Below are 18,596 nucleotides of genomic sequence, written 5' to 3'. Positions count from 1 at the left end.
TTCCGCATTGTATTTGCGCATGACTCCGCATCCTTTCTGAAGTGCTAATTTAAAGGGGGGTTGAGGGGTTCCTTTAAGGGTCACCGATTGTCCTTGATAACCACATCAAGCACCTTACATATTTCAGGCAGATCGTTAGCACTGGTATTGCGGTTACATAGGCCCTCACAAATACTACAGAATGCCTTTAGACGCCCACCCTTGGCACTTGTCACGACATAGTCTGCCATCGCGCCCAATGGCTTTCTGGGGGCCTTACAGCGCAGGCAATACAGCTCGCCCAAAACCATCGGGCGTTTTGCATTCATCTTGCGAGTATTGAGAAATTCAAGCGCTTGAAAGCCCATGATCATTATGGGGCGGTTGCCATCAACTCGCTGCATTCCTGCCTTCAACCAATTGCGAACCGTGGGGTGTGAAACCCCTACTGCATCCGCCAATTCGTCCACCAAATAGGCTTTGTTGCCCTTGATTCCCCGCGTCTTAAAACGCCGGGCCACTAAACGCTCTCTTCGCTCGGATCGACCCTGTTTGCCTGAGCCCACGCATTGAGATCTGAACCGCGATAGATCACTTTGCGGCCCAAGCGATAATAAGCCGGCCCCATTTTTTTGTGACGCCACTGAGCCAGCTTGTCGCGGTCGCCAATGAGGTCAAGCTCTGGGTCACCCAGAACGTAGTTTCGGTTTTGCTCGAATAGATTTGCCATTTTTTGATCCTTGCTCGTTTTGCCTAAGGATCAAACTGACGGTTTGGTTTTCATTCGTTAAGGCATCAACGCGCCATTAAAGCCCGCCCGTCAAATGCCTAAATTGCCCGTTCTAGTTTTGGGCGTAGATGGCATTGAGGTCTTCTGCCATGTTCCGCTGAACGGACGTTCTACTTGGAGATTTACCCAATTCTTTTTCTGCAAACGCAATCAAAGCATAGATGCAGTTTTCCTTGCCTTCCGGCAGCTTGTTGCTTTGCGCTAATTGTCTCAGGTGGGATTTCATTAAGGGCCACTCGACGACTGTGCGCCGCCCCCGCCTTGCTTGAAGACTAGACCTACCTGCATTGCCGGAGACGTAATATGCACCAAATCGCTCGACGGTGATCGACTTTCCAGTTTGCAAAAGGAAACTGCGGTGTCTCAATAAATCCGCAGTCTTTACCCGCAAAGCGACATATTTTCGTCCGGCGATAGATACCTCATTCCCCATCCAATCAAAATTCAACGAATAAGCATCCGGAGGAATGTCCTCAAATTTGGCTGCCGCTTCGTATTCGCCGTCATCAACCAGCTTGTCCCAACGGTCATAGTCTATCGCTTGGCTTTGAATCTCCCCTTTTACGAGAAGCTGAAAAAGTTTGGCACATGCAATATCCCGATGTGGCTTGAATCCAGCCTCAACTGAGTCGACAAACTCTTTGAGAGGTCCAAGCTCTTTCAGCTTCACTCGATAATCACTCGCCACCTTTTGCCAAAGATCAAAGATCTTCCCATCATCGCCCTCGATGAGCGACGGTTCCTTCATTTCATACTCTGCAATTCGTTTTGGTAAGCCACCGACATCCTCAAAAGCGCACTTTTCGGCTGCCCCGAAATACTCCTCTTCGACAGGCACGCCTAGGCTTTCAAACTCCAACGTGTCAAACCAAGGATATTCCAAACTCGGTTGAAAGTTGTCAGGCATTTCACGCCAGTAGAAGCGATAATCGACGACTTCATCAGTTGATCCATCCGAATGATGCTGCATTTGTGGAACGCGTTCAAAGGCAACCCATTCAACGGCCTCAGACAAAAAACAATAAGGTGGAAGCTCTACTTCCGTAAGAAATGTCAACTTATCTTCAGCCAATATTGATTACCTTCGCTTCACCACCTGATACAAACTGCGACCAACGCTGCATCAACGTCCGCCGTTTTTCCAGCAAATCTGAACGCGCATATGCGCGTTCTACGTCAGACCCGACTTTATGCGCCAAGCTCATTTCTGCCACCTCGCGCGGGGCGCTGGCTACTTCGGACGCCCAATCGCGGAACGTGGACCGGAAGCCGTGAACCGTCGCGCCTTCAACATCCATACGGCGCAACAACATCAGCATCGCCATATTTGACAACGGCTTATGCCGTTTTTGACCCTCAAACACGTATTCAGATTTCATAGCCTGCAACGGTTCGATAATCGCCAGCATTTCATCCGTCAAAGGGACGCGATGTTCTTCACCCGTTTTCATCCGTTCGGCTGGGCAAGTCCACACCAGTGCATCAAAATCCAGTTCTTCCCATTGCATGCCCAAGACTTCGCTCGTCCTCGATCCAGTCAGGCAAGTGAACCGCAGCGCATTCGCCGCCATTGCGTTACGCGTGATTAGGTCGGCATAGAAGGCTGGTACGTCCTGCCAGCGCATCGCCTTGTGATGCTTGGGCTTGGCCTTCACTTTGGGCAGGACGTCTGCATCCTTGATTGCGGTCACCGGGTTTTCACCTTCGCGAAAGCCTTTGGACTTGGCCACATCCAGCACCGCTTTGATCCGTTGCGACAACCGTCGCGCCGTTTCGTGCTTTTCGGTCCAAATAGGCGACAGGCACATCAGCACCTCTGGTTGGCCAATGCTGTCAATCGGCATGCGCCCGATCTTGGGGAAGGCATAGTCGCGCAGCGTGTTGATCCATTGCTGACCGTGTTTTGCATTTTTCCACGTCGGCATCCGCTCTATATGAACTTGCTGAGCAAATTCTTCGAACGTCGGGATTGCGCGCTGGGCATTGAAACGCGGGTTCAATCCTTGTTTTGCCATCCGGCGATATTCCAACGCCCGTTCACGAGCCTGGTTAATCGTGACAACATCCGCCCCACCTAACCCAAAGTCAGTCCTCAACGGTGCGCCCTTCTTGTTCTTGGCACCTTTGACCACAACCCGCACGATCCAACGTCGCGCACCGGACGGATCAACCACCAGATACAATCCGCTGCCGTCACCATGCCGCCCAGCACCAAGGTTCTCGACCAGCTTCTTTGTTAGCTTCCCAGTCAGGGCCATACAAAATACCACGTTCCATACCACTCAAGGAACGAATATAGACACAACCGAAGAAAACTCAAGGCAATCAAGAAAGTGCCCGTAGGCCAATAAAATAATAAGAAAAGGCCGCATCAAGCGATCCAGTGAAATCCACAATATATGTATGGTGGCGGAGCGACAGGGATTCGAACCCTGGAGACGGTTTCCCGCCTACACACTTTCCAGGCGTGCGCCTTCGACCACTCGGCCACCGCTCCGTTCTGCATCTCTTAGCCTTAGTCCTTCGCCTTAGGCAATAGCTATCAAAGCAAAAATTGGGCTTAAGTCCTGAAGAACGTTGAATTTACGAAACTAGCGGCACCCCATCTTCAAGACTCAGATTTAACAACAAAAAATACGAAATGTCTTAAGGTTAACAACCAATATGAGGGTAAAAAAGAAAATATCTGGAAACAAGGACTTGCACAGAATGCAGATTTCTGGCTGTAAGGAGATATATTTGTCTGGAAAATGGACTCCCAAAGGCACCCGTAGCTCAGCTGGATAGAGCGCTGCCCTCCGAAGGCAGAGGTCACAGGTTCGAATCCTGTCGGGTGCGCCAATTAAATCAATGACTTAGACGGTTTAATTGGCCGCGAAGCTTGCCCCGATGTGTCACTTGATGTGTTATTTAGATGCAACACCGAAGATTTTTTCGAAAGGGGATTCTAGGCCACGAGTGCTGTCATGTCGCCCAGTGGCAATGACGCCGGAGGATGTCTTCAAGAATTTCCAACTCGAATCGGTCTTCTTCGAATAGCTTTTCGATCAACGGCCCAAGAGGGTAGTCAGGGGCTTCGAAATTAACTCCGTTCATAAGTAAGAAGTTGACGGCACAAACAAATCCGGTTCGCTTGTTTCCATCGATGTAGCCGTGGCTGGTTGAGATGCCATGCCAGTAGTAGGCTGCGACCCTAACAAGGTCGCAGCTGGGTTCATATGCTAGTGCGTTTTGAGGTCTACCAATCGCACCCAGAAGATCATCTTTACGCTTGAAACCACGAAGCTGTTCTGGCTTCAGAACACTTTCATGAAATAAATCAACATCTTCCAGTGTTAGAAAGCTGGTATCTTCTAGTTCGTCTAGAGGCTCGAACCTGAGCATCAAGTCAGATAATCGAGTGTCTCTTTATAGCGAACTTTGGTGCGTTCCATAGCTTCGCGAGCAGACATGCGCTTACGTTCGGTAGGCATTGCCTCACTTTTGAAGTTGGTATTGGCCGCGATCAAAGATGACAAATGCCTACTATCTGCGGCGTCATGCACACATGAGCCGTGGAACCGACCACAGATTGGGCAACTGAGCGTTACGAAGGACATTTCTCGCCTCGTGAATCGTTTTGTTTCGTTTCGTCTACATACAATAGGTTTAGAGACCATGAATGGCAAGTTTGTGGCCACACACGACTTTTTTACAGATGTTTTGATACCGCAAGGTTTCAGTTTCCCTTCATAGCACGACGCATCCGCCAGTTACATTGTTCAACATCCTGCAAAAGACACTGGCGATAGATATCTTCCTTGCTCGAACCGCCGGGATCGTTTTCGATCAGCGTAGCAATGTCAGGGCGGCTAGGTGCAACCACACGCTTACCACCGCCAGCATTGGACTTGGTATTGTCGAGAGGCATTGATCAGTCCTTTCGTTGAAGAATGGTCCAGACGACGGCGGGGACCCAAAAAACCAACCATCATCTGGACCTTCACACCGGCCACACATGGGCTTGGACCGGCGGATCGGCAGCAGGGGAACATCCCCGAAACCCCGCTGCGATGCTGTTATGCGCGGGCTAGACCGTGCAGCTTGGACAAGGCATCGTTGGAAGCCTGCTGATCGGCCAGCCGATAGCCGTTGATCGCATCCTTCTTCTTCCCGATGGCCTTGGACCCGGTTGTCATGTGCTTCAGAACCACGTCTGATTTCTCATATGCAGCCCAAAGTGTAGGGTTGGTCCGTTTCCGGGCTTCCAGCCGCACAGCGTCCACATCCTTCGCCTTCAGACCCATCAGGTGCGGTGGGCTATTCAGGATCACACTAACCGTGGCCATGTCGCCGTCCGTGGCCGCTTTGATCGCCTGATACCGTGCATCAGTCGGTTTCAGAGACTTCAGGTGGTTGCGGATGTCAGACCGGAGCGGCGCGTCACTCTGGGTGGTTGGACAGGTGATGGCAGCGTCAATTCTCTTCAGGATACCATCTTGATACTGGGCAACCTTGCGGATGTCTGCATCCAGCCGTTCCTGTTCTTTCGCCAGCAGTGGATCAGCGCTGTCGGCCAGTTCCCCGAACTTGGTGCCCACAGATCGGATACCATCAGGTGTCTGCACCAGACGGGCAGCGGGGTGGCCCGCCTTTTCCATTGCAGCCTGTTCGACATTCACAGCCGTCATGGCCTCAGCAACGGCCTTGTGGGTCTGTTCGGCCCGTTCCAAGGCACGGATCGAAATATCACTGATCGCTGTGCCTAAATCACCAGCACTGCCCAACGTGTCAGCATAGGTGACAAGGTGACGTGCTTCAGCGCCCGCAGGATAGCGTTCAGGATTGGGGGGGCGGTAGGCTTTCGGACCTAGCTTCGTGTTGATCTTTGGTTGTTCAGCCATGGGATTTCCTTTCATGGGTTGTGGTTAGTATGGTGATTTGATTTTGCCCATGCTGCCCTGCTTCGTTCCAGCGAAGGTCACGAGATAGGAAGCACTGTCCAAAGCGTGATCGTCCGCAAACTTGGGGTCGATGTCGTCTGGATTGTGTGGATTGGCTGGTGCATCAGGTAATGTCGCCAGCAAATATGTGCAGCGGGGATGGATATACAGGCCGGGGCCGGTGTCATGTTTAGCCGCGTCCAGCATCTGCGTGATCAAGGCCCAGCCTTGCGCACGGTTCTTGGTCGGCGGATAGCATGGGACACCCGACTGGCTCAGAAGTTGATGGACCAGATCGTTATTCAGCCCACGGGCTGTGTCATGACGGGTCGGCGGCACGGCGCGAAGACCGCACTGGTTCAGGCAAAGGTCTTTGATCAGTTCGGCCCAACCTTCCGGCGCAATCCCGGTGCCCAATGACAGATCGTTCTCTGGATCGGCCAGCGTATGGGTTTCGGCCATAATGAACAGAGAACCGGCACGGTACGTGCGACCACCTTCTTCAAGAATGATGTCACGGTTCAGTTTCAGGCCCAGATGGAAGCAACAGGCGGATCGTGTCCCCCAGTCACCACCACCGCGCAGAACCGGGCCATATCGCAGCAGTTCCTGCACGGTCAGGCTTTCCGGCAACAGATGGATGTTGGGGTCATACTGTCCACCAAAGAAACTGGACAGGTTCAGGTTGTATTCACCCTTGATCCACGCCGCTTCTTTGTCCGGGTTGCCCTTACATGCCCGCTTCAGGCGGGCAATATAGGCCGTCTGGTCGATGTGGTCGTTATCTCTGAGGGTCGAATGCACATTGATGTAGCGTAGCCCACTTTCGTCGGACCATGGCTTCAGGATGCCGTGTTTTAGGAATGTCTGGACAATGCGCCCGTGGCTGGAACCGAACGGGTTGCTGAGGATCAGAACCGGCAGATGCCAGCCTTCAGGCCCACGCATATTGGACTGGATTGTCCACATCATGTCCCACCCGGCTTTGGAATAGTTTCCGGCCTCATCAAAGAAAGCAGCGGTGTAGGTCTTCCCCTGAATAGAGGCATACTGTTTCGTGTCGCTGAAGGGTCGGATTTCGACACTGGCGATCCCATCAGGAAACTGGATGCTGATCGTGCCCGCGTTTTGGTTTCGCGTGACGTTCTGCTTCCCAAAGGCCATACACAGCATCAGGAACAATTCATTCCCGATCTGGATGCACCCGGCGTGGCTTTCGCGGCCCAAGAACACACGGGACCTGTGACCTTGCTGGGTGATCACCCGAACGATGGTCAGAAGCATCCCTGTCGTTTTCCCGCTTCCCCGTGAGCCGCCATGATGCACGACATCCAGCTTCTGGCAATACTGATCGGCCAGCAACGTCTTGACGTTGTGTTCCATCGCCTGTGCGACGGCAGCTGGTGCATCTGATGGTTTGGTCACGGTGTTCATCATGGGATGGGCTTTCAGGTTATCGGGGATCGGGGCCGACTGATTTTGGCCACGGAATTTCGGCAGGGATCGCGTCAGGTGACAGGGACTTCACACCCTTGGCCAAGGTAGGTGAGCCATCAGCGTTCATGCCGCCGGTGAACAGCGCGTTGCCGGTGCGATACAGCCCAATCAGCTGTTCGCCGGTGCGGGCATCGCGGTAGCCGGGTGCAGCGCGTGGTTCGAGGCGTCCAAGGTCACCTTCGCGAAAAAGGTACTCTTGGCCTTCAGCGTCGATCTGCCGTGGGAAGTCTGTCATCAGGAAATCTCCTTCAAAAATTGCTTCAGGCGATCACGGATCAGGGCGAGTTCAGCGTCGGATGTGGCCGCTTCCACGGCGCGGTCGAAACTGAGTTCGGCGCTGTGCAATTCCTTTCGCATGTCGCGGGGATTCTTCTCAGTTGCCTTTGTCATTGGTGGATACCTCCTGACCTTGCTGGCGACAGCAGAAGGCCAGCCGCTGGCATTCGATCAGTTGATCAAACAGCGGGGACTGTAGGAATGCGCCCATCTGGGCGTACAGTTCGACTTCTTCCGATGTGTCCACGTTATCGCGCAGGATGATGGTCATCATCTGCTTGGCTTCAGTGAAATCCATTTCCCAAGGGTGGGATGGATCAGTGGTGTCGATGGGGCGGGGATCGGTTGTGCTTGCAGCGGTCATTGTCATTGCTCCAAATGTGGGGGCTTTGTGGGTGCCGATGGCCCTTTGCCGTTCGGCCAGTCCTGTGGAAGAACTTCACTGTTCGAGATTGCACGGCCAAGGCGCTTCTTTGCGTTGGCGACAGCTTCGTTGCTCTCAGCCTTGCGAAGGGCGATATCAGCTTGCTGATGCTGGATGTCGTAGCGAGCAAGAACACGCATATGTTCCAGCTTGGCTTCAGCAGCCTGCAGGCGGATCGTCTGAAATAGATCACAGTCCTTCAGCAGCTTTACGGTCTGCTTCTTCTCTGTAGTGTCAGCAGCCTTCGATAAGGCTTCGATTACCCATCTGGTATCCAGATTGTCGATCTGGTTCCAGATATGGGCCTTCGCGTTCATGCCCAATGGTCTCACATCGCGGCTTGTCATAGTCAGTTCCTTTCGATTGAAGTGATGGACGGCGGAGTGACGGCCTTGTCGTCAGTGTCCGCAGGCGTCACGTCGCGATACTTCGCGGTGAGGACTTCCAGCTGTTCGTCGGTCATCGTGCCGGGGATGTTGATCGTGACAGGCGATGGCTGAGGACCAGCCGGTGTCCGGCTTTCCCGGCCTGTGTCTCTGAAACCCAAGACATTACGAGCAAGGAACCGCTGCTGGCTGGCATCGCCATCACGAGCACCTTTTAGGATCAAACCAACAATCTCTGTTTCCAAGCCACCTTTGCCCATAGCGATGGCATCCTGAACGTCTTCATCGGTCCCGATCAGGCGATCAAGGGTCCGGGGCGACATGCCCAGTTCCATCGCAATCTGGGCCATGGAAACACCGTTCCGGGTCCGCTCGGCGATGACCTGTAGACCTTCGCGCGTAACGATCCACGGCGAACCAGTGGTCGTGTCGCGATAGGCAAGGGTTGTTGATGGCAGGTTGGTGGTCACGGGACGATCATTCCACTTTCTGTTTCGTTGAGTTGAAGGCTTATGGCACAGCGCCAATCGACCTATCTACTCGGGGGAAAACCAGCTGTGGGAAGCCCAAATCAGGGCGGTTTTATCGCAGAAAAACATTTGCGACACATAATCGGTGGAATTTTGGAAGCGGATTTTATTAAGTAAATGATATTAAACGGTAATATATTTTGGTGCGCTGCCTGATGGGTTCTGCGCACCTCAAAATGGCATATAGTTCAGTAATATTGACATATTGAGTATCCGTCAGAGAGGGTCGGACCACTTGCCCAGAAGCAGCAGATGAACCTGTTTGTCACCAGAATTCAGGACCTGTCACCGTCTGTCACCAACTTGTCACCAGAAGAAAATCCTTTGTTTTCAACAATGTCACCATGTCACCAGACTTCCCCTATAATCTGAGAAAAAAGTGAGAAAACAGGGAATATGGGTACGCCACAGTGTTCTGGGAAATAGTATGTATATAGGCAAAATCGCGGTGACATTGGTGACATGGCTAAGTATTTGAGATTAAATGAAAATCGCGGTGACAAAATTGGTGACACGCAGGTGACGCTTTGGTGACAGCTTCATTTGGGCAAATCGCCCAAAGAAAAACCCCAGACTGACACATCAATCCGGGGCCATCGACCATCACCCACATACGCCCAAACGGGGCATTAGAACGGGATATCATCCCCAGCGATCCACACCGCTTTGATTTTATCCGATGGACCGTCGGATACACGATAAGTGTGGAAACCCTTCCCATCGACTGACATCGCCTTCAGGATGTCGTCCTTTCTCTTGGAAATCGTGCGCTGTTCGCTGAAGTCGATATGATCTTTCAGGAACTGCCCAAATGCGCCTGCTGGACTTTTTAGAAAGGTGCGCTTGCCATCTTCCACGATATGAACTTTGCTGCAATTCGCACCTTCGTTGAAAATCCACTGTCGGAACTGTTCTCCGATATCACCATACCTGTCCGACAGACGATCAAAGTGGACCCCCAGTCCGTGCTTGTCGATGAATGCTTTCAGGTAGCTGTTTGCCCGATCTTGTGACCCTTCATGGCCCAGACTACGATGTTCTTCGATCAGTCGGTTCATGGTTTCAGCGACATATGCCTTGATTGATCTGAAGTACCTTTGCTGGCTTTCCTGATACAAGGGCCGTGTGTCAATCGACCCTTGTCCAGTGATCTTCGACATCCGGTTTGCGAACTGGTCTTCGACGCCGTTTTCGCCTTCAAGCGATGGGACGCTTTCAGCCGACAGGAACAGCTTTGTGAATATTTCCACGCGGCTGGTCAGCATGTTCTTTGGTGCCAGCTGCATTTCCGACTGAAGCTGTTTGATTTCAGCTTTCACTGTCTGGAATTCATCGACGGCCAGAACGAAGGCGCGTTTGAAGTCTTCCGGTCGGCGACCGGCGGGCTTGCCTTCGAAGATGGCTTCAATTTCCTTCACGCTCATTTCGACCACAAGGCCCAGTTCGCGCAGGATGCCCAAAAGGAAGCCTTTTCCCCAGTCGCTGTCGCAGTGCATCCAGAGATAGGATTTCTTGCGATCTTGGGCGAACCGGCTGGCCACGATGAATTCCAGCACATCATCAATCAGCGGGAAGTGTTCCTTGTAGTCTGCCAAGCATTCCGGTGCGATGTCGCCCACCACGGGCAGGGTCTTGTGTGTCAAGGTGATCCTGACCTTATCTTCCATCAGCTTCACAGTGGGCTTGGTGGCGAACATGTCCACAGACCATTCGATTTCATCCCGTTGGTTTTCAGCCTTGATGTGATCGATGATTGGGTTGCTGGCCGCGTAACGCAGGGCCTTCAGCTTCTCAGCCTTTGGTCCATCACCTGCGTTGATCATAACTTCCAACTCAGACAGGTTGACGGCTTGCCCGAACCGGCGGGCAAGGAATTTCCATGCTTCGCCGTCTTTGAACTGAACAAGGTTTTCTTCCTTGTTGAGAAAGAAGATTTTCGACTTTGTGCCTGACCAGAAAGCGCCGTCGATCATGTTCTGGATCACGTCAGTATCGACGGCGATATTACCGATATCGCCTTTCATGACCTGTGTGATGCCGAATTTGATTTCCTGTGCAATCCTGAACATGGGATCATTCTTCGCCCGGACCCGTGCGATCTGACGCTTGGCGTATTTTGCAGGGTCTTTGCTTTCCAGAACACTTGCGCTGATCCCCCAACCCTTGTCGGTCAAGATGCTGAAGGTGATATCGTCGGGCACCCCGGCACGGCCCAATGCACCACAGACGTAATGAACCCACCCGGATCGGCTCTTGTCGCCTTCCCGCGTGCTGTTTTCATCCCCACCATGGTTGATGGCCACGATCACTGTGTCTGGCACGTTGTAGGGTTCTTCGCGCAGGAATTGCAGATCGGTGATCTTTTCGACGTTATCACTGATTTCCACATCGTTGTGATCACAACCAGACCCTAGCCCATCATTCTGGACAGGCGGGGCTTTCTTGAACTGGGTGATCGGATAGACATTCTTGGGGTTATGGAACATCACCGCTGACTGGGTTTTGACCCGGCCCTTTGCGATCTTCTTTTCATCAGGTAGGTTCATCGTCCCGGCAAGTCTCATCAGCCGGTCGATGTTGTGGCAGTTGTCGGCATCAAAGACGTTTTCGATCTGGACATTGTATAGCTTGGCGTCTTCAGCCAGCCCAAGGTCGCCTTCAATACCGATGGGTTCTTCCAGCTTCCAGAATGCCTGATACCCGCCGCCGCTGAAGACCAGCATCGTGGGTTCTGGGATACCCTTGGGCAGATTAGTGGTGAACAGTGCAAGGATGCGATCCTGTTCTTCTTCGATTGACTGGCCGGGTTCCGGGTCAACGTCCACGTGAAGGTGGGTGACGGCTTGGATGTGTTCGCGGCTGGCCTTCTTCTTCAACCGGCCCATGACAGGGTTCGTGTGGAAGTAGAGATTTTCGACCCTATCACGCGCGGCGATCCATTCCTTCATGTCTTCTTCATCACCAGCCCAGAAGGTCCAGGTCGTGGTCTTTTTGTCCAAGCTGATCGCGGTCAGGCACCAAGGGCCTTCCGGGTGCATCAACTTCATGAAATCAATCGGAGTGCGTTGTTTTCGCTGTGCTTTTCCTGCATTTTTTCTTGTCATTTGTTCGCCTTTCGCGTAGAAAGGACCTGTCAAATCAACCACTTCATATGCCTTGGGTCGTTTTGCGGATTACGGTCCAAGGGATTAATTTTTTGGGGTTGCTTTGCCTGCTTCAGCGATCTTACGGTCAATCCAAGCGGTCACTTCGCTATCGACCCATGCGTGCATTTGGGCGCTGATTTTTACTGGGCTTGGGAAGGCGCCTTGGGCAACAAGTTCACGCAAATTGCGCGGACTGATGGACGTGCGTTCGCACACCCGTTCCTTCGAAATAAGTCGTTCTGCCATTGATCATTCTCCACTGGGCAATTTGAAACTGACCAGTGTTAATCACAGCGCGAATGGGCCTATCTACTCGGGGGAAAACAACTTGCCACCGTTCGGATCGATCCAAAAGGGCGTGTTTTTTGAGTTGTCTTTAATTACTTGTGTCACGTCGCGGTGGCTAAGGCCGGGGTACTTGGTTTTCGCGGTCCAGAAGCCCAATCGCATGGCGGGGTTCATGCCTTCAAGAACCTGATCATCCGATGGCTCACCTTCGCCGGTACGCATCAGGCTACCCCTGTCTTTCCCACCAATCCTGAACGGTCTTTGCCCAAAGTGGTGATAAATGAATCGCAGCCAGTGTTTGAGGAACGTTCGACCCTCATCCTTTGACCCGCTGCCACGGCCTTGCGCAGCGGCAAATTCCCAAGACATCTGGTCTTCGATGTAGTCTTGAGTGACCCATTGGGCGTATTCACCAAAGTCTTCAGGTTTACGGCGAACCGGCTTAGTCAGCATCTCACTAAAGGTGTGCATCCCTTCAGAACCATGTATGATCGACAACAGCCATTCGATCTGTTCGATTGCGTCTTTCGGATCAAACGCTTGCTCAGCGGCGATTTCCTGCCTGATCGACAACTCAATGGCGGGGTCTTCCGACATGGGCACTATACCAGCGTTCACGCCAGTGTCTTGTAGCGATGGATCAGGATTGAATGCTCCGGTTTCCTGCTGCCAGCCCGTTCGGATTTCTTGCAGAAGGGGGGCTGCCCAGAATTCAGGTTCAGGTATCTTCGCAAAGATTTCTTCTGCATCACTCATCGACTAACCCCTTCACGTAATCCGCATATTTGTTGAAGGCGTCCCGGCGTTCAGCCAGATAGTCATGAACATCATAGACTGCCACGATCCCCTGCGGTTTGTGGCCGATGCTGTATTCCGCCACATGCTGGGCGACCTGAAGGGCCGAAAATTGGCTGCGGATCGTTCGCCGAAAGTCATGCAGCGTGAAGTGTTCGATGTCGCCCGACACTTTGCGCAGTTTGATCAACAGTTTGCTGTCCACACTCATAGGCACCATTCCAAAAGACTTGGTGAAGATGAACGGCCCATCAAAACGGGGGATTGTCTGCAAGATGTCCCACGCTAAGTCGGAAAACGGGTGCAGCATCCGTTGGCTGGTCTTCGTGCGGTCGGCTGAAAGGCGCAGCGCTTTGTGATCTTCGTCCAGATCATCCCAGCAGGCCTTTGCCAATTCATTCTTGCGAAGCCCAGAAAGGATCAGCACCTGCACGAATTCACGGTCAGGCGACGGGAAAGCCTTGCCCAAAACTGCTTGCCAGACCGCCTTCAATTCATGCGCGAACAAGGTCCGGGTTCGAGGGTTCTTCTTCAGGGTGCGTTCGAAGTCTTGCATGATGTTATCAGATACGATGTCCCGCTGTCGGGCGTATTTCCACACCTGACGCAGGTACTTTTGCATTTCATTTGCGGTGCCACGTCTTCCGGTCTGATCATAGTGGTCCAGCAGGTTTTGAATGTCCGCGCGGCGAATGTCATCCATCGCCATCGACCCCAGTTGAGGCAACTTTCCTTGGGCTGCACAGATATGCATCCGAAACATCGAACGCATTTTCGTGTACGACTGCAGACCTTCCGATTTCTTGTAGGAAAGGAATTTGACGACGACCCGAACGAAGGTTGGTTTCCGGTCTACCTTAGCACGAACAGCAGGGGCTTTGGCGTCGATGCCAGCATCCGCTGCGTCTTTGATCTTTCGGGCTTGGTCCCGTGCATCTGCCAAAGTGACAGCAGGGTAGGTGCCCAAGGTGATCCGCTTCTGCTTTCCGCGTAGCACACGCCCCGATGCCGACACCTTGCCTTCGCCCACAACACGGTAAAGGACGGACCAAGATTTGGTGCCGGTCTCACTGACCCGTAGGTTCAGACCCCGGTTGTCAGGGTCCACGTGATCTACAAAGCGTCGATCTTTGGGCGCTGCCAGCTTCTTCAGCCCAAGATCGGTCCACGTCACTTTCTTCTTTGTCATCTGTCAAATCCACCTAATATGTGTCACGGATGTGTTTTTAAGTGTGTATTCCGTGTGATTTGATATGTGATGATTTGGCAGGGTTTCGTCAATATCCTCTGTAAAATAAGGACTATTTTGTCATTAGATGGCACGGTATGTTATGCAGTAAGCAGAACTCCGAAGGCAGAGGTCACAGGTTCGAATCCTGTCGGGTGCGCCATTTATTATAGTAAATCAATATCTTATCCCATTGCCCCTTTTGGGGTTTCGTGCTTACGCGGGAATTTCGCGTAAGAAGATGGGGCTTCGTTGCATGCCAGATCGTTGTTGCCGACCCGCGCTTCATAAGCCTTCACCACTCTACCATTATCAGTATCGAGGATATTTGCCGGTCGTTCGAAATGTACAGACATCACTATTAACGTTGATACTACTCTAACGGGACAGTGCGAATCTATTTACGCAGTGACTGGTGATTGCGCTGGGTTTGTATCAGAACTTATTCGACAGCGCCTGATTGACCTGCGGTGTGACGAATTTTGATACATCCCCGCCAAGCCGTGCGATTTCCTTGACCAGTTTCGACGCAATCGCCTGGTGTTCGGCTTCGGCCATCAGAAAGACGGTTTCAACACTGTCATCCAGCTTACGGTTCATGCCAACCATCTGATATTCGTATTCAAAATCAGCAACAGCGCGCAGCCCCCGTATGATAATGCCAGCGCCCACGTCATTTGCACAATCGATCAAAAGGTTTTCAAACGGATGCACTATGATTTCTGTATTGGTTTGCGCCATCAGATCGGTGCATTCTGCTTCGATCATGGTCACGCGCTCTTCCAGTGAAAAAAGCGGGCCTTTGTCACGATTGATCGCCACACCAATCACAAGGCGGTCCACAAGGGCCGATGCGCGCCTTATGATATCAAGGTGCCCCAAGGTGATGGGGTCGAACGTCCCCGGATAAAGGCCAATACGCATGTGTTCCTCCGCAAACCTTAGGGCGGACGCAACATTATTGCGCGCAGGATTGCAACCCATGTTTTAGAGAAACTGGGGTCAATGCCCCATGATCATGCCTTCCAACGCATCTTTTTCCATGGAAAGTTCGGCCAGACGCATTTTGACCACATCGCCAATTGTAATCAGCCCAACCATTTCGCCGTTTTCGACAACGGGCATGTGACGAAAGCGTCCATCCGTCATGCGTTTCAGAATATCATCAGCGCGGTCAGCGCGTTTGCAGGTTTCGATATTGGTGGTCATCATCGATGTCACCTTTTCTGACAAACAACTGGGCCCGCGTTTGCCGATCTCTCGGACAATATCACGTTCTGATAAAATGCCCTCGGCCACTTTGCCATCGCGGGAAATAACCACAGTCCCGATCCGCTTGGCAGACAAGACGCCTGCGGCATCACTGACCGTCACATCTGGGGTCACGGTTATGACAGTTTCGTCGGCCTTGCTTTGCAGGATCTTATAGACAGTCATAGATATTCCTCCCAAAAGTGATGCATCATTTCCCTAAGGTCGCTTTCTGATTGTACATCTGTCAAGTCATCCCGTCTTTACATGGGCGTATATCCGGATAATGTCGCGACAAATCAGGGAGGATAAGATGCAAGAGCTGGCACATTACATAGGCGGCGAACACGTCAAAGGCACGTCAAATCGGTTTGCCGATGTTTTCAATCCAGCGACAGGCGAGGTTCAGGCGCAGGTGCCGCTTGCCAGCGCAGATGAACTGGACCGCGCCGTTCAGATCGCCGCCGAGGCTCAGCCCGCCTGGGCCGCCACCAACCCGCAGCGCCGTGCGCGGGTGCTGATGCAGTTCGTGCATCTTCTGAACCGCGACATGGATAAACTGGCCGAAGCACTCAGCCGCGAGCATGGCAAAACGTTGCCAGATGCGGCAGGCGACGTGCAGCGCGGGCTTGAAGTGGTGGAATACTGCATCGGTGCACCGCAAATGCTAAAGGGTGAATTCACCGACAGCGCTGGCCCCGGGATTGACATGTATTCCATGCGTCAGCCGCTTGGGGTCACGGCCGGCATCACGCCGTTCAATTTTCCCGCCATGATCCCGATGTGGATGTTTGCCCCCGCAATTGCCTGTGGCAATGCGTTTATCCTGAAACCGTCGGAACGCGATCCATCCGTTCCGATGATGCTGGCTGAATTGTTGGCGGAAGCGGGGCTGCCCAAGGGCATTCTTCAGGTCGTCAATGGCGATAAAGAGGCCGTCGATGCCATCCTGGATCATCCGGTCATCCAATCGGTGGGCTTTGTCGGATCGACCCCGATTGCCGAATATATCTACAGTCGCGGCTGCACCAACGGCAAGCGTGTGCAGTGCTTTGGCGGGGCCAAGAACCACATGATCATCATGCCCGACGCCGATATGGATCAGGCCGCGGATGCGCTGGTGGGGGCGGGCTATGGAGCCGCAGGCGAACGCTGTATGGCGATTTCGGTGGCTGTCCCTGTCGGTGATGATACCGCCGATCGGCTGATCGAAAAGCTGGTTCCGCGGGTCGAGGCATTGAAAGTCGGTCCCTATACATCCGGCAATGATGTGGACTATGGCCCCGTTGTAACCGCTGCGGCCAAGGCCAATATCGAACGGCTGGTGCAAACGGGCATTGATCAGGGCGCGAAGCTGGTCGTCGATGGACGGAACTTTAATTTGCAGGGCTATGAGGACGGGTTTTTCGTTGGCGCCCATCTGTTCGATCATGCGACCAAAGATATGGACATCTATCAAAAAGAGATTTTCGGCCCCGTCCTGACAACCGTGCGCGCCCAAACCTATGAAGAGGCATTGGCGTTGGCCATGGATCATGAATACGGCAACGGCACCGCGATCTATACCCGCGATGGCGATACGGCCCGCGACTTTGCGAACCGCGTGAATATCGGGATGGTGGGGATCAACGTGCCGATCCCGGTGCCACTGGCCTATCATACCTTCGGCGGATGGAAGAAATCGGCCTTTGGCGATCTGAACCAGCATGGGCCGGACGCCTTCAAATTCTATACTCGCACCAAAACCATCACCGCCCGCTGGCCGTCTGGTATTAAAGAGGGTGGCGAATTCAGCATCCCGGTGATGGAGTAAGGGCTGGCTGCCCCGGACATGATCCGGGGCCTGATGAAATCTGTGACAGGTCCCGGATCATGTCCGGGACGGCGCAGGATCAATCGCCAGTTACCTGTTCGTATAACCGGCTTTCACGACCCAACGCGGCCCTGATCCAGCCCACGCCCACACCAATGGACCGAACCCCTTTCAACCCTTGATAGCTGCCCAAAACCGGAAACAAAGCGGCGCGAATGCTGCCTGTCAGCGTTTTGGACATAAAGTGAAAAACGGCCTTGCCGACCTTTGCCTTGCCATTCTTGCGGTAAGTCATGTGATATTTAGCCATCGTTTGATCGCGAGCCCGACGAAAGCAATAGCCGACGCTAAGACGCTGCACTGGAATTTCTTCACGTACGCGCGCATTATCCACCCAGCCCAGACGAAATCCCGCAGCTTCGGCACGTCGCGAAAAGTCGGTGTCTGAACCGCCTGTCAATCTTAGCCCGTTATCAAAACGTAATCCTGTCTGGCGGACTTTTTCCAAACGGCACAGCCAGTTATTTGTGGCCAGATGCAAATTCGTCTGCTGCCCTGCGGCTCGCTTTTCAGCCCGCTCTGTTGCCATACGTTCGAAATAGTCGAAAACCGCATTTTGAACCCAAGTCAGATCACCGACAGGACGAAGTTGTTCGACGGGACCACCACATAAATCGAAACCGCCATCACGCGCGCCGTCAACCAGTTTCGCAATCCAATCGGATGCGGCTTCTTCATCATCATCCAGAAACGCCAACCAGTCGCATCCATCCGCCAACGCAGTTTCAAGCGCCGTATTCCGCGCAAAAGGGATACCTTGTTCAGTTTCAAGAACGGGTTTGGCGGGCCAGCCGGTGTCTGACTGAAACTGGTTTACCCTATCGGTAATCGTAAGTGCCTGATCGTTTTCGACAAATATGAATTCAAGTTGTGCATCATCGGGCACCTGAAGTTGTGCCAAAGTCTTCAATAATTGATCGAACATACGGGGCCGCCCACGTGTTGCGGCAGCTATGGCAATGCGTTCGACGCTGGATTTTGGTTTCATCTCGCTCATCCCTTTGCCATGGACGGATCATGTGGAAAAATATACATCATGCGGCGCTATAATGGTTGCTTTTCATCCCAAGCAAAAATCGAAGCGCACTGGGTGCTTCATAGCGGTAAAGCCACCTAATAATTTCTGAAACATTTCAAGTCGCTGCTGCGTGATTGCCCCTATGCCAACTTTGATTTTAGCCATGTTTTACCCGTACAATTGCATGTCTCAG

General features: G+C 52.8%; 21 protein-coding genes and 2 tRNA genes. 2 read left to right on the top strand and 21 right to left on the bottom strand.

Translation table 11 applies throughout. The features are described 5' to 3' along the window. Window positions 1-80 precede the first annotated feature (80 nt). The 5 genes from HRQ87_RS16145 to HRQ87_RS16125 form a co-directional block, all read right to left on the bottom strand. The gene (locus HRQ87_RS16145; RefSeq protein ID WP_174139476.1) at window positions 81-500 is read right to left on the bottom strand and encodes a hypothetical protein; all 420 of its coding nucleotides are present in this window, start codon (window positions 498-500) and stop codon (window positions 81-83) included. Then, entirely contained in the window at window positions 500-709 is a 210-nt protein-coding gene (locus HRQ87_RS16140) for a MerR family transcriptional regulator (protein WP_174139475.1), read from the bottom strand. The genes HRQ87_RS16145 and HRQ87_RS16140 overlap by 1 nt, the downstream gene beginning before the upstream one ends. Window positions 710-821: 112 nt before the next feature. After that, the gene (locus tag HRQ87_RS16135) at window positions 822-1,841 is read right to left on the bottom strand and encodes a hypothetical protein (protein ID WP_174139474.1); all 1,020 of its coding nucleotides are present in this window, start codon (window positions 1,839-1,841) and stop codon (window positions 822-824) included. After that, entirely contained in the window at window positions 1,834-3,027 is a 1,194-nt protein-coding gene (locus tag HRQ87_RS16130) for a tyrosine-type recombinase/integrase (RefSeq protein WP_174139473.1), read from the bottom strand. The genes HRQ87_RS16135 and HRQ87_RS16130 overlap by 8 nt, the downstream gene beginning before the upstream one ends. A gap of 149 nt (window positions 3,028-3,176) precedes the next feature. After that, window positions 3,177-3,266 (bottom strand) — tRNA-Ser (locus tag HRQ87_RS16125). A 267-nt stretch (window positions 3,267-3,533) separates the two neighbouring features. Between HRQ87_RS16125 and HRQ87_RS16120 the strand changes: the two genes are divergently transcribed. Beyond that, window positions 3,534-3,610, top strand: a tRNA-Arg gene (locus HRQ87_RS16120). A 123-nt stretch (window positions 3,611-3,733) separates the two neighbouring features. Here the strand turns inward: HRQ87_RS16120 and HRQ87_RS16115 are convergent. From HRQ87_RS16115 to HRQ87_RS16045, 15 genes are all read right to left on the bottom strand, one after another. Beyond that, on the bottom strand, window positions 3,734-4,153 hold the full coding sequence (locus tag HRQ87_RS16115) for a type II toxin-antitoxin system death-on-curing family toxin (RefSeq protein WP_174139472.1): 420 nt from the start codon (window positions 4,151-4,153) through the stop codon (window positions 3,734-3,736). A 334-nt stretch (window positions 4,154-4,487) separates the two neighbouring features. Then, window positions 4,488-4,679: a hypothetical protein gene (locus HRQ87_RS16110; RefSeq protein ID WP_174139471.1), complete on the bottom strand. Its 192-nt coding sequence runs from the start codon at window positions 4,677-4,679 to the stop codon at window positions 4,488-4,490. Window positions 4,680-4,827: 148 nt separating this feature from the next. Next, entirely contained in the window at window positions 4,828-5,652 is an 825-nt protein-coding gene (locus HRQ87_RS16105) for a hypothetical protein (RefSeq protein ID WP_174139470.1), read from the bottom strand. Window positions 5,653-5,676: 24 nt separating this feature from the next. After that, window positions 5,677-7,116: a terminase large subunit domain-containing protein gene (locus HRQ87_RS16100; protein ID WP_174139469.1), complete on the bottom strand. Its 1,440-nt coding sequence runs from the start codon at window positions 7,114-7,116 to the stop codon at window positions 5,677-5,679. Window positions 7,117-7,144: 28 nt separating this feature from the next. Further along, window positions 7,145-7,423 (bottom strand): hypothetical protein, encoded by a 279-nt coding sequence (locus HRQ87_RS16095; protein ID WP_174139468.1) that lies wholly within the window; start codon window positions 7,421-7,423, stop codon window positions 7,145-7,147. Further along, window positions 7,423-7,578 (bottom strand): hypothetical protein, encoded by a 156-nt coding sequence (locus HRQ87_RS16090; RefSeq protein ID WP_174139467.1) that lies wholly within the window; start codon window positions 7,576-7,578, stop codon window positions 7,423-7,425. Before HRQ87_RS16090 ends, HRQ87_RS16095 begins: the two co-directional genes overlap by 1 nt. Continuing rightward, window positions 7,562-7,828, bottom strand: coding sequence for a hypothetical protein (locus HRQ87_RS16085; RefSeq protein WP_174139466.1), 267 nt, complete (start codon window positions 7,826-7,828; stop codon window positions 7,562-7,564). Before HRQ87_RS16085 ends, HRQ87_RS16090 begins: the two co-directional genes overlap by 17 nt. A gap of 2 nt (window positions 7,829-7,830) precedes the next feature. Beyond that, window positions 7,831-8,235 carry a hypothetical protein gene (locus HRQ87_RS16080; RefSeq protein ID WP_174139465.1) on the bottom strand — a complete coding sequence of 135 codons (405 nt, stop codon included), beginning with the start codon at window positions 8,233-8,235 and terminating at the stop codon, window positions 7,831-7,833. 2 nt (window positions 8,236-8,237) lie between these two features. Continuing rightward, entirely contained in the window at window positions 8,238-8,744 is a 507-nt protein-coding gene (locus HRQ87_RS16075) for a hypothetical protein (protein ID WP_174139464.1), read from the bottom strand. A gap of 689 nt (window positions 8,745-9,433) precedes the next feature. Continuing rightward, the gene (locus tag HRQ87_RS16070; RefSeq protein ID WP_174139463.1) at window positions 9,434-11,908 is read right to left on the bottom strand and encodes a hypothetical protein; all 2,475 of its coding nucleotides are present in this window, start codon (window positions 11,906-11,908) and stop codon (window positions 9,434-9,436) included. Between the two features lie 84 nt (window positions 11,909-11,992). Further along, window positions 11,993-12,196 carry a helix-turn-helix transcriptional regulator gene (locus HRQ87_RS16065; RefSeq protein ID WP_174139462.1) on the bottom strand — a complete coding sequence of 68 codons (204 nt, stop codon included), beginning with the start codon at window positions 12,194-12,196 and terminating at the stop codon, window positions 11,993-11,995. Between the two features lie 63 nt (window positions 12,197-12,259). Then, window positions 12,260-12,994: a hypothetical protein gene (locus HRQ87_RS16060; RefSeq protein ID WP_174139461.1), complete on the bottom strand. Its 735-nt coding sequence runs from the start codon at window positions 12,992-12,994 to the stop codon at window positions 12,260-12,262. Beyond that, on the bottom strand, window positions 12,987-14,222 hold the full coding sequence (locus HRQ87_RS16055; RefSeq protein ID WP_174139460.1) for a tyrosine-type recombinase/integrase: 1,236 nt from the start codon (window positions 14,220-14,222) through the stop codon (window positions 12,987-12,989). The genes HRQ87_RS16060 and HRQ87_RS16055 overlap by 8 nt, the downstream gene beginning before the upstream one ends. A gap of 474 nt (window positions 14,223-14,696) precedes the next feature. Continuing rightward, window positions 14,697-15,185 (bottom strand): pantetheine-phosphate adenylyltransferase, encoded by a 489-nt coding sequence (coaD, locus tag HRQ87_RS16050; RefSeq protein ID WP_174139459.1) that lies wholly within the window; start codon window positions 15,183-15,185, stop codon window positions 14,697-14,699. Between the two features lie 78 nt (window positions 15,186-15,263). Next, window positions 15,264-15,698, bottom strand: a complete 435-nt coding sequence (locus tag HRQ87_RS16045; RefSeq protein WP_174139458.1) for a CBS domain-containing protein — start codon at window positions 15,696-15,698, stop codon at window positions 15,264-15,266. Window positions 15,699-15,825: 127 nt separating this feature from the next. On the opposite strand from HRQ87_RS16045, the gene HRQ87_RS16040 reads away from it, so the two are divergent. Continuing rightward, entirely contained in the window at window positions 15,826-17,325 is a 1,500-nt protein-coding gene (locus tag HRQ87_RS16040) for a CoA-acylating methylmalonate-semialdehyde dehydrogenase (protein WP_174139457.1), read from the top strand. A 79-nt stretch (window positions 17,326-17,404) separates the two neighbouring features. On the opposite strand, the gene HRQ87_RS16035 is transcribed toward HRQ87_RS16040, so the two are convergent. After that, entirely contained in the window at window positions 17,405-18,382 is a 978-nt protein-coding gene (locus HRQ87_RS16035; protein ID WP_174139456.1) for a glycosyltransferase family 2 protein, read from the bottom strand. Window positions 18,383-18,596: the final 214 nt, after the last annotated feature.

The organism is Parasulfitobacter algicola (assembly GCF_013315265.1).
Lineage (GTDB): Bacteria > Pseudomonadota > Alphaproteobacteria > Rhodobacterales > Rhodobacteraceae > Parasulfitobacter > Parasulfitobacter algicola.
The sequence above is the reverse complement of the archived record's forward strand: the minus strand, read 5'-3'. Positions and strand labels throughout refer to the sequence as shown.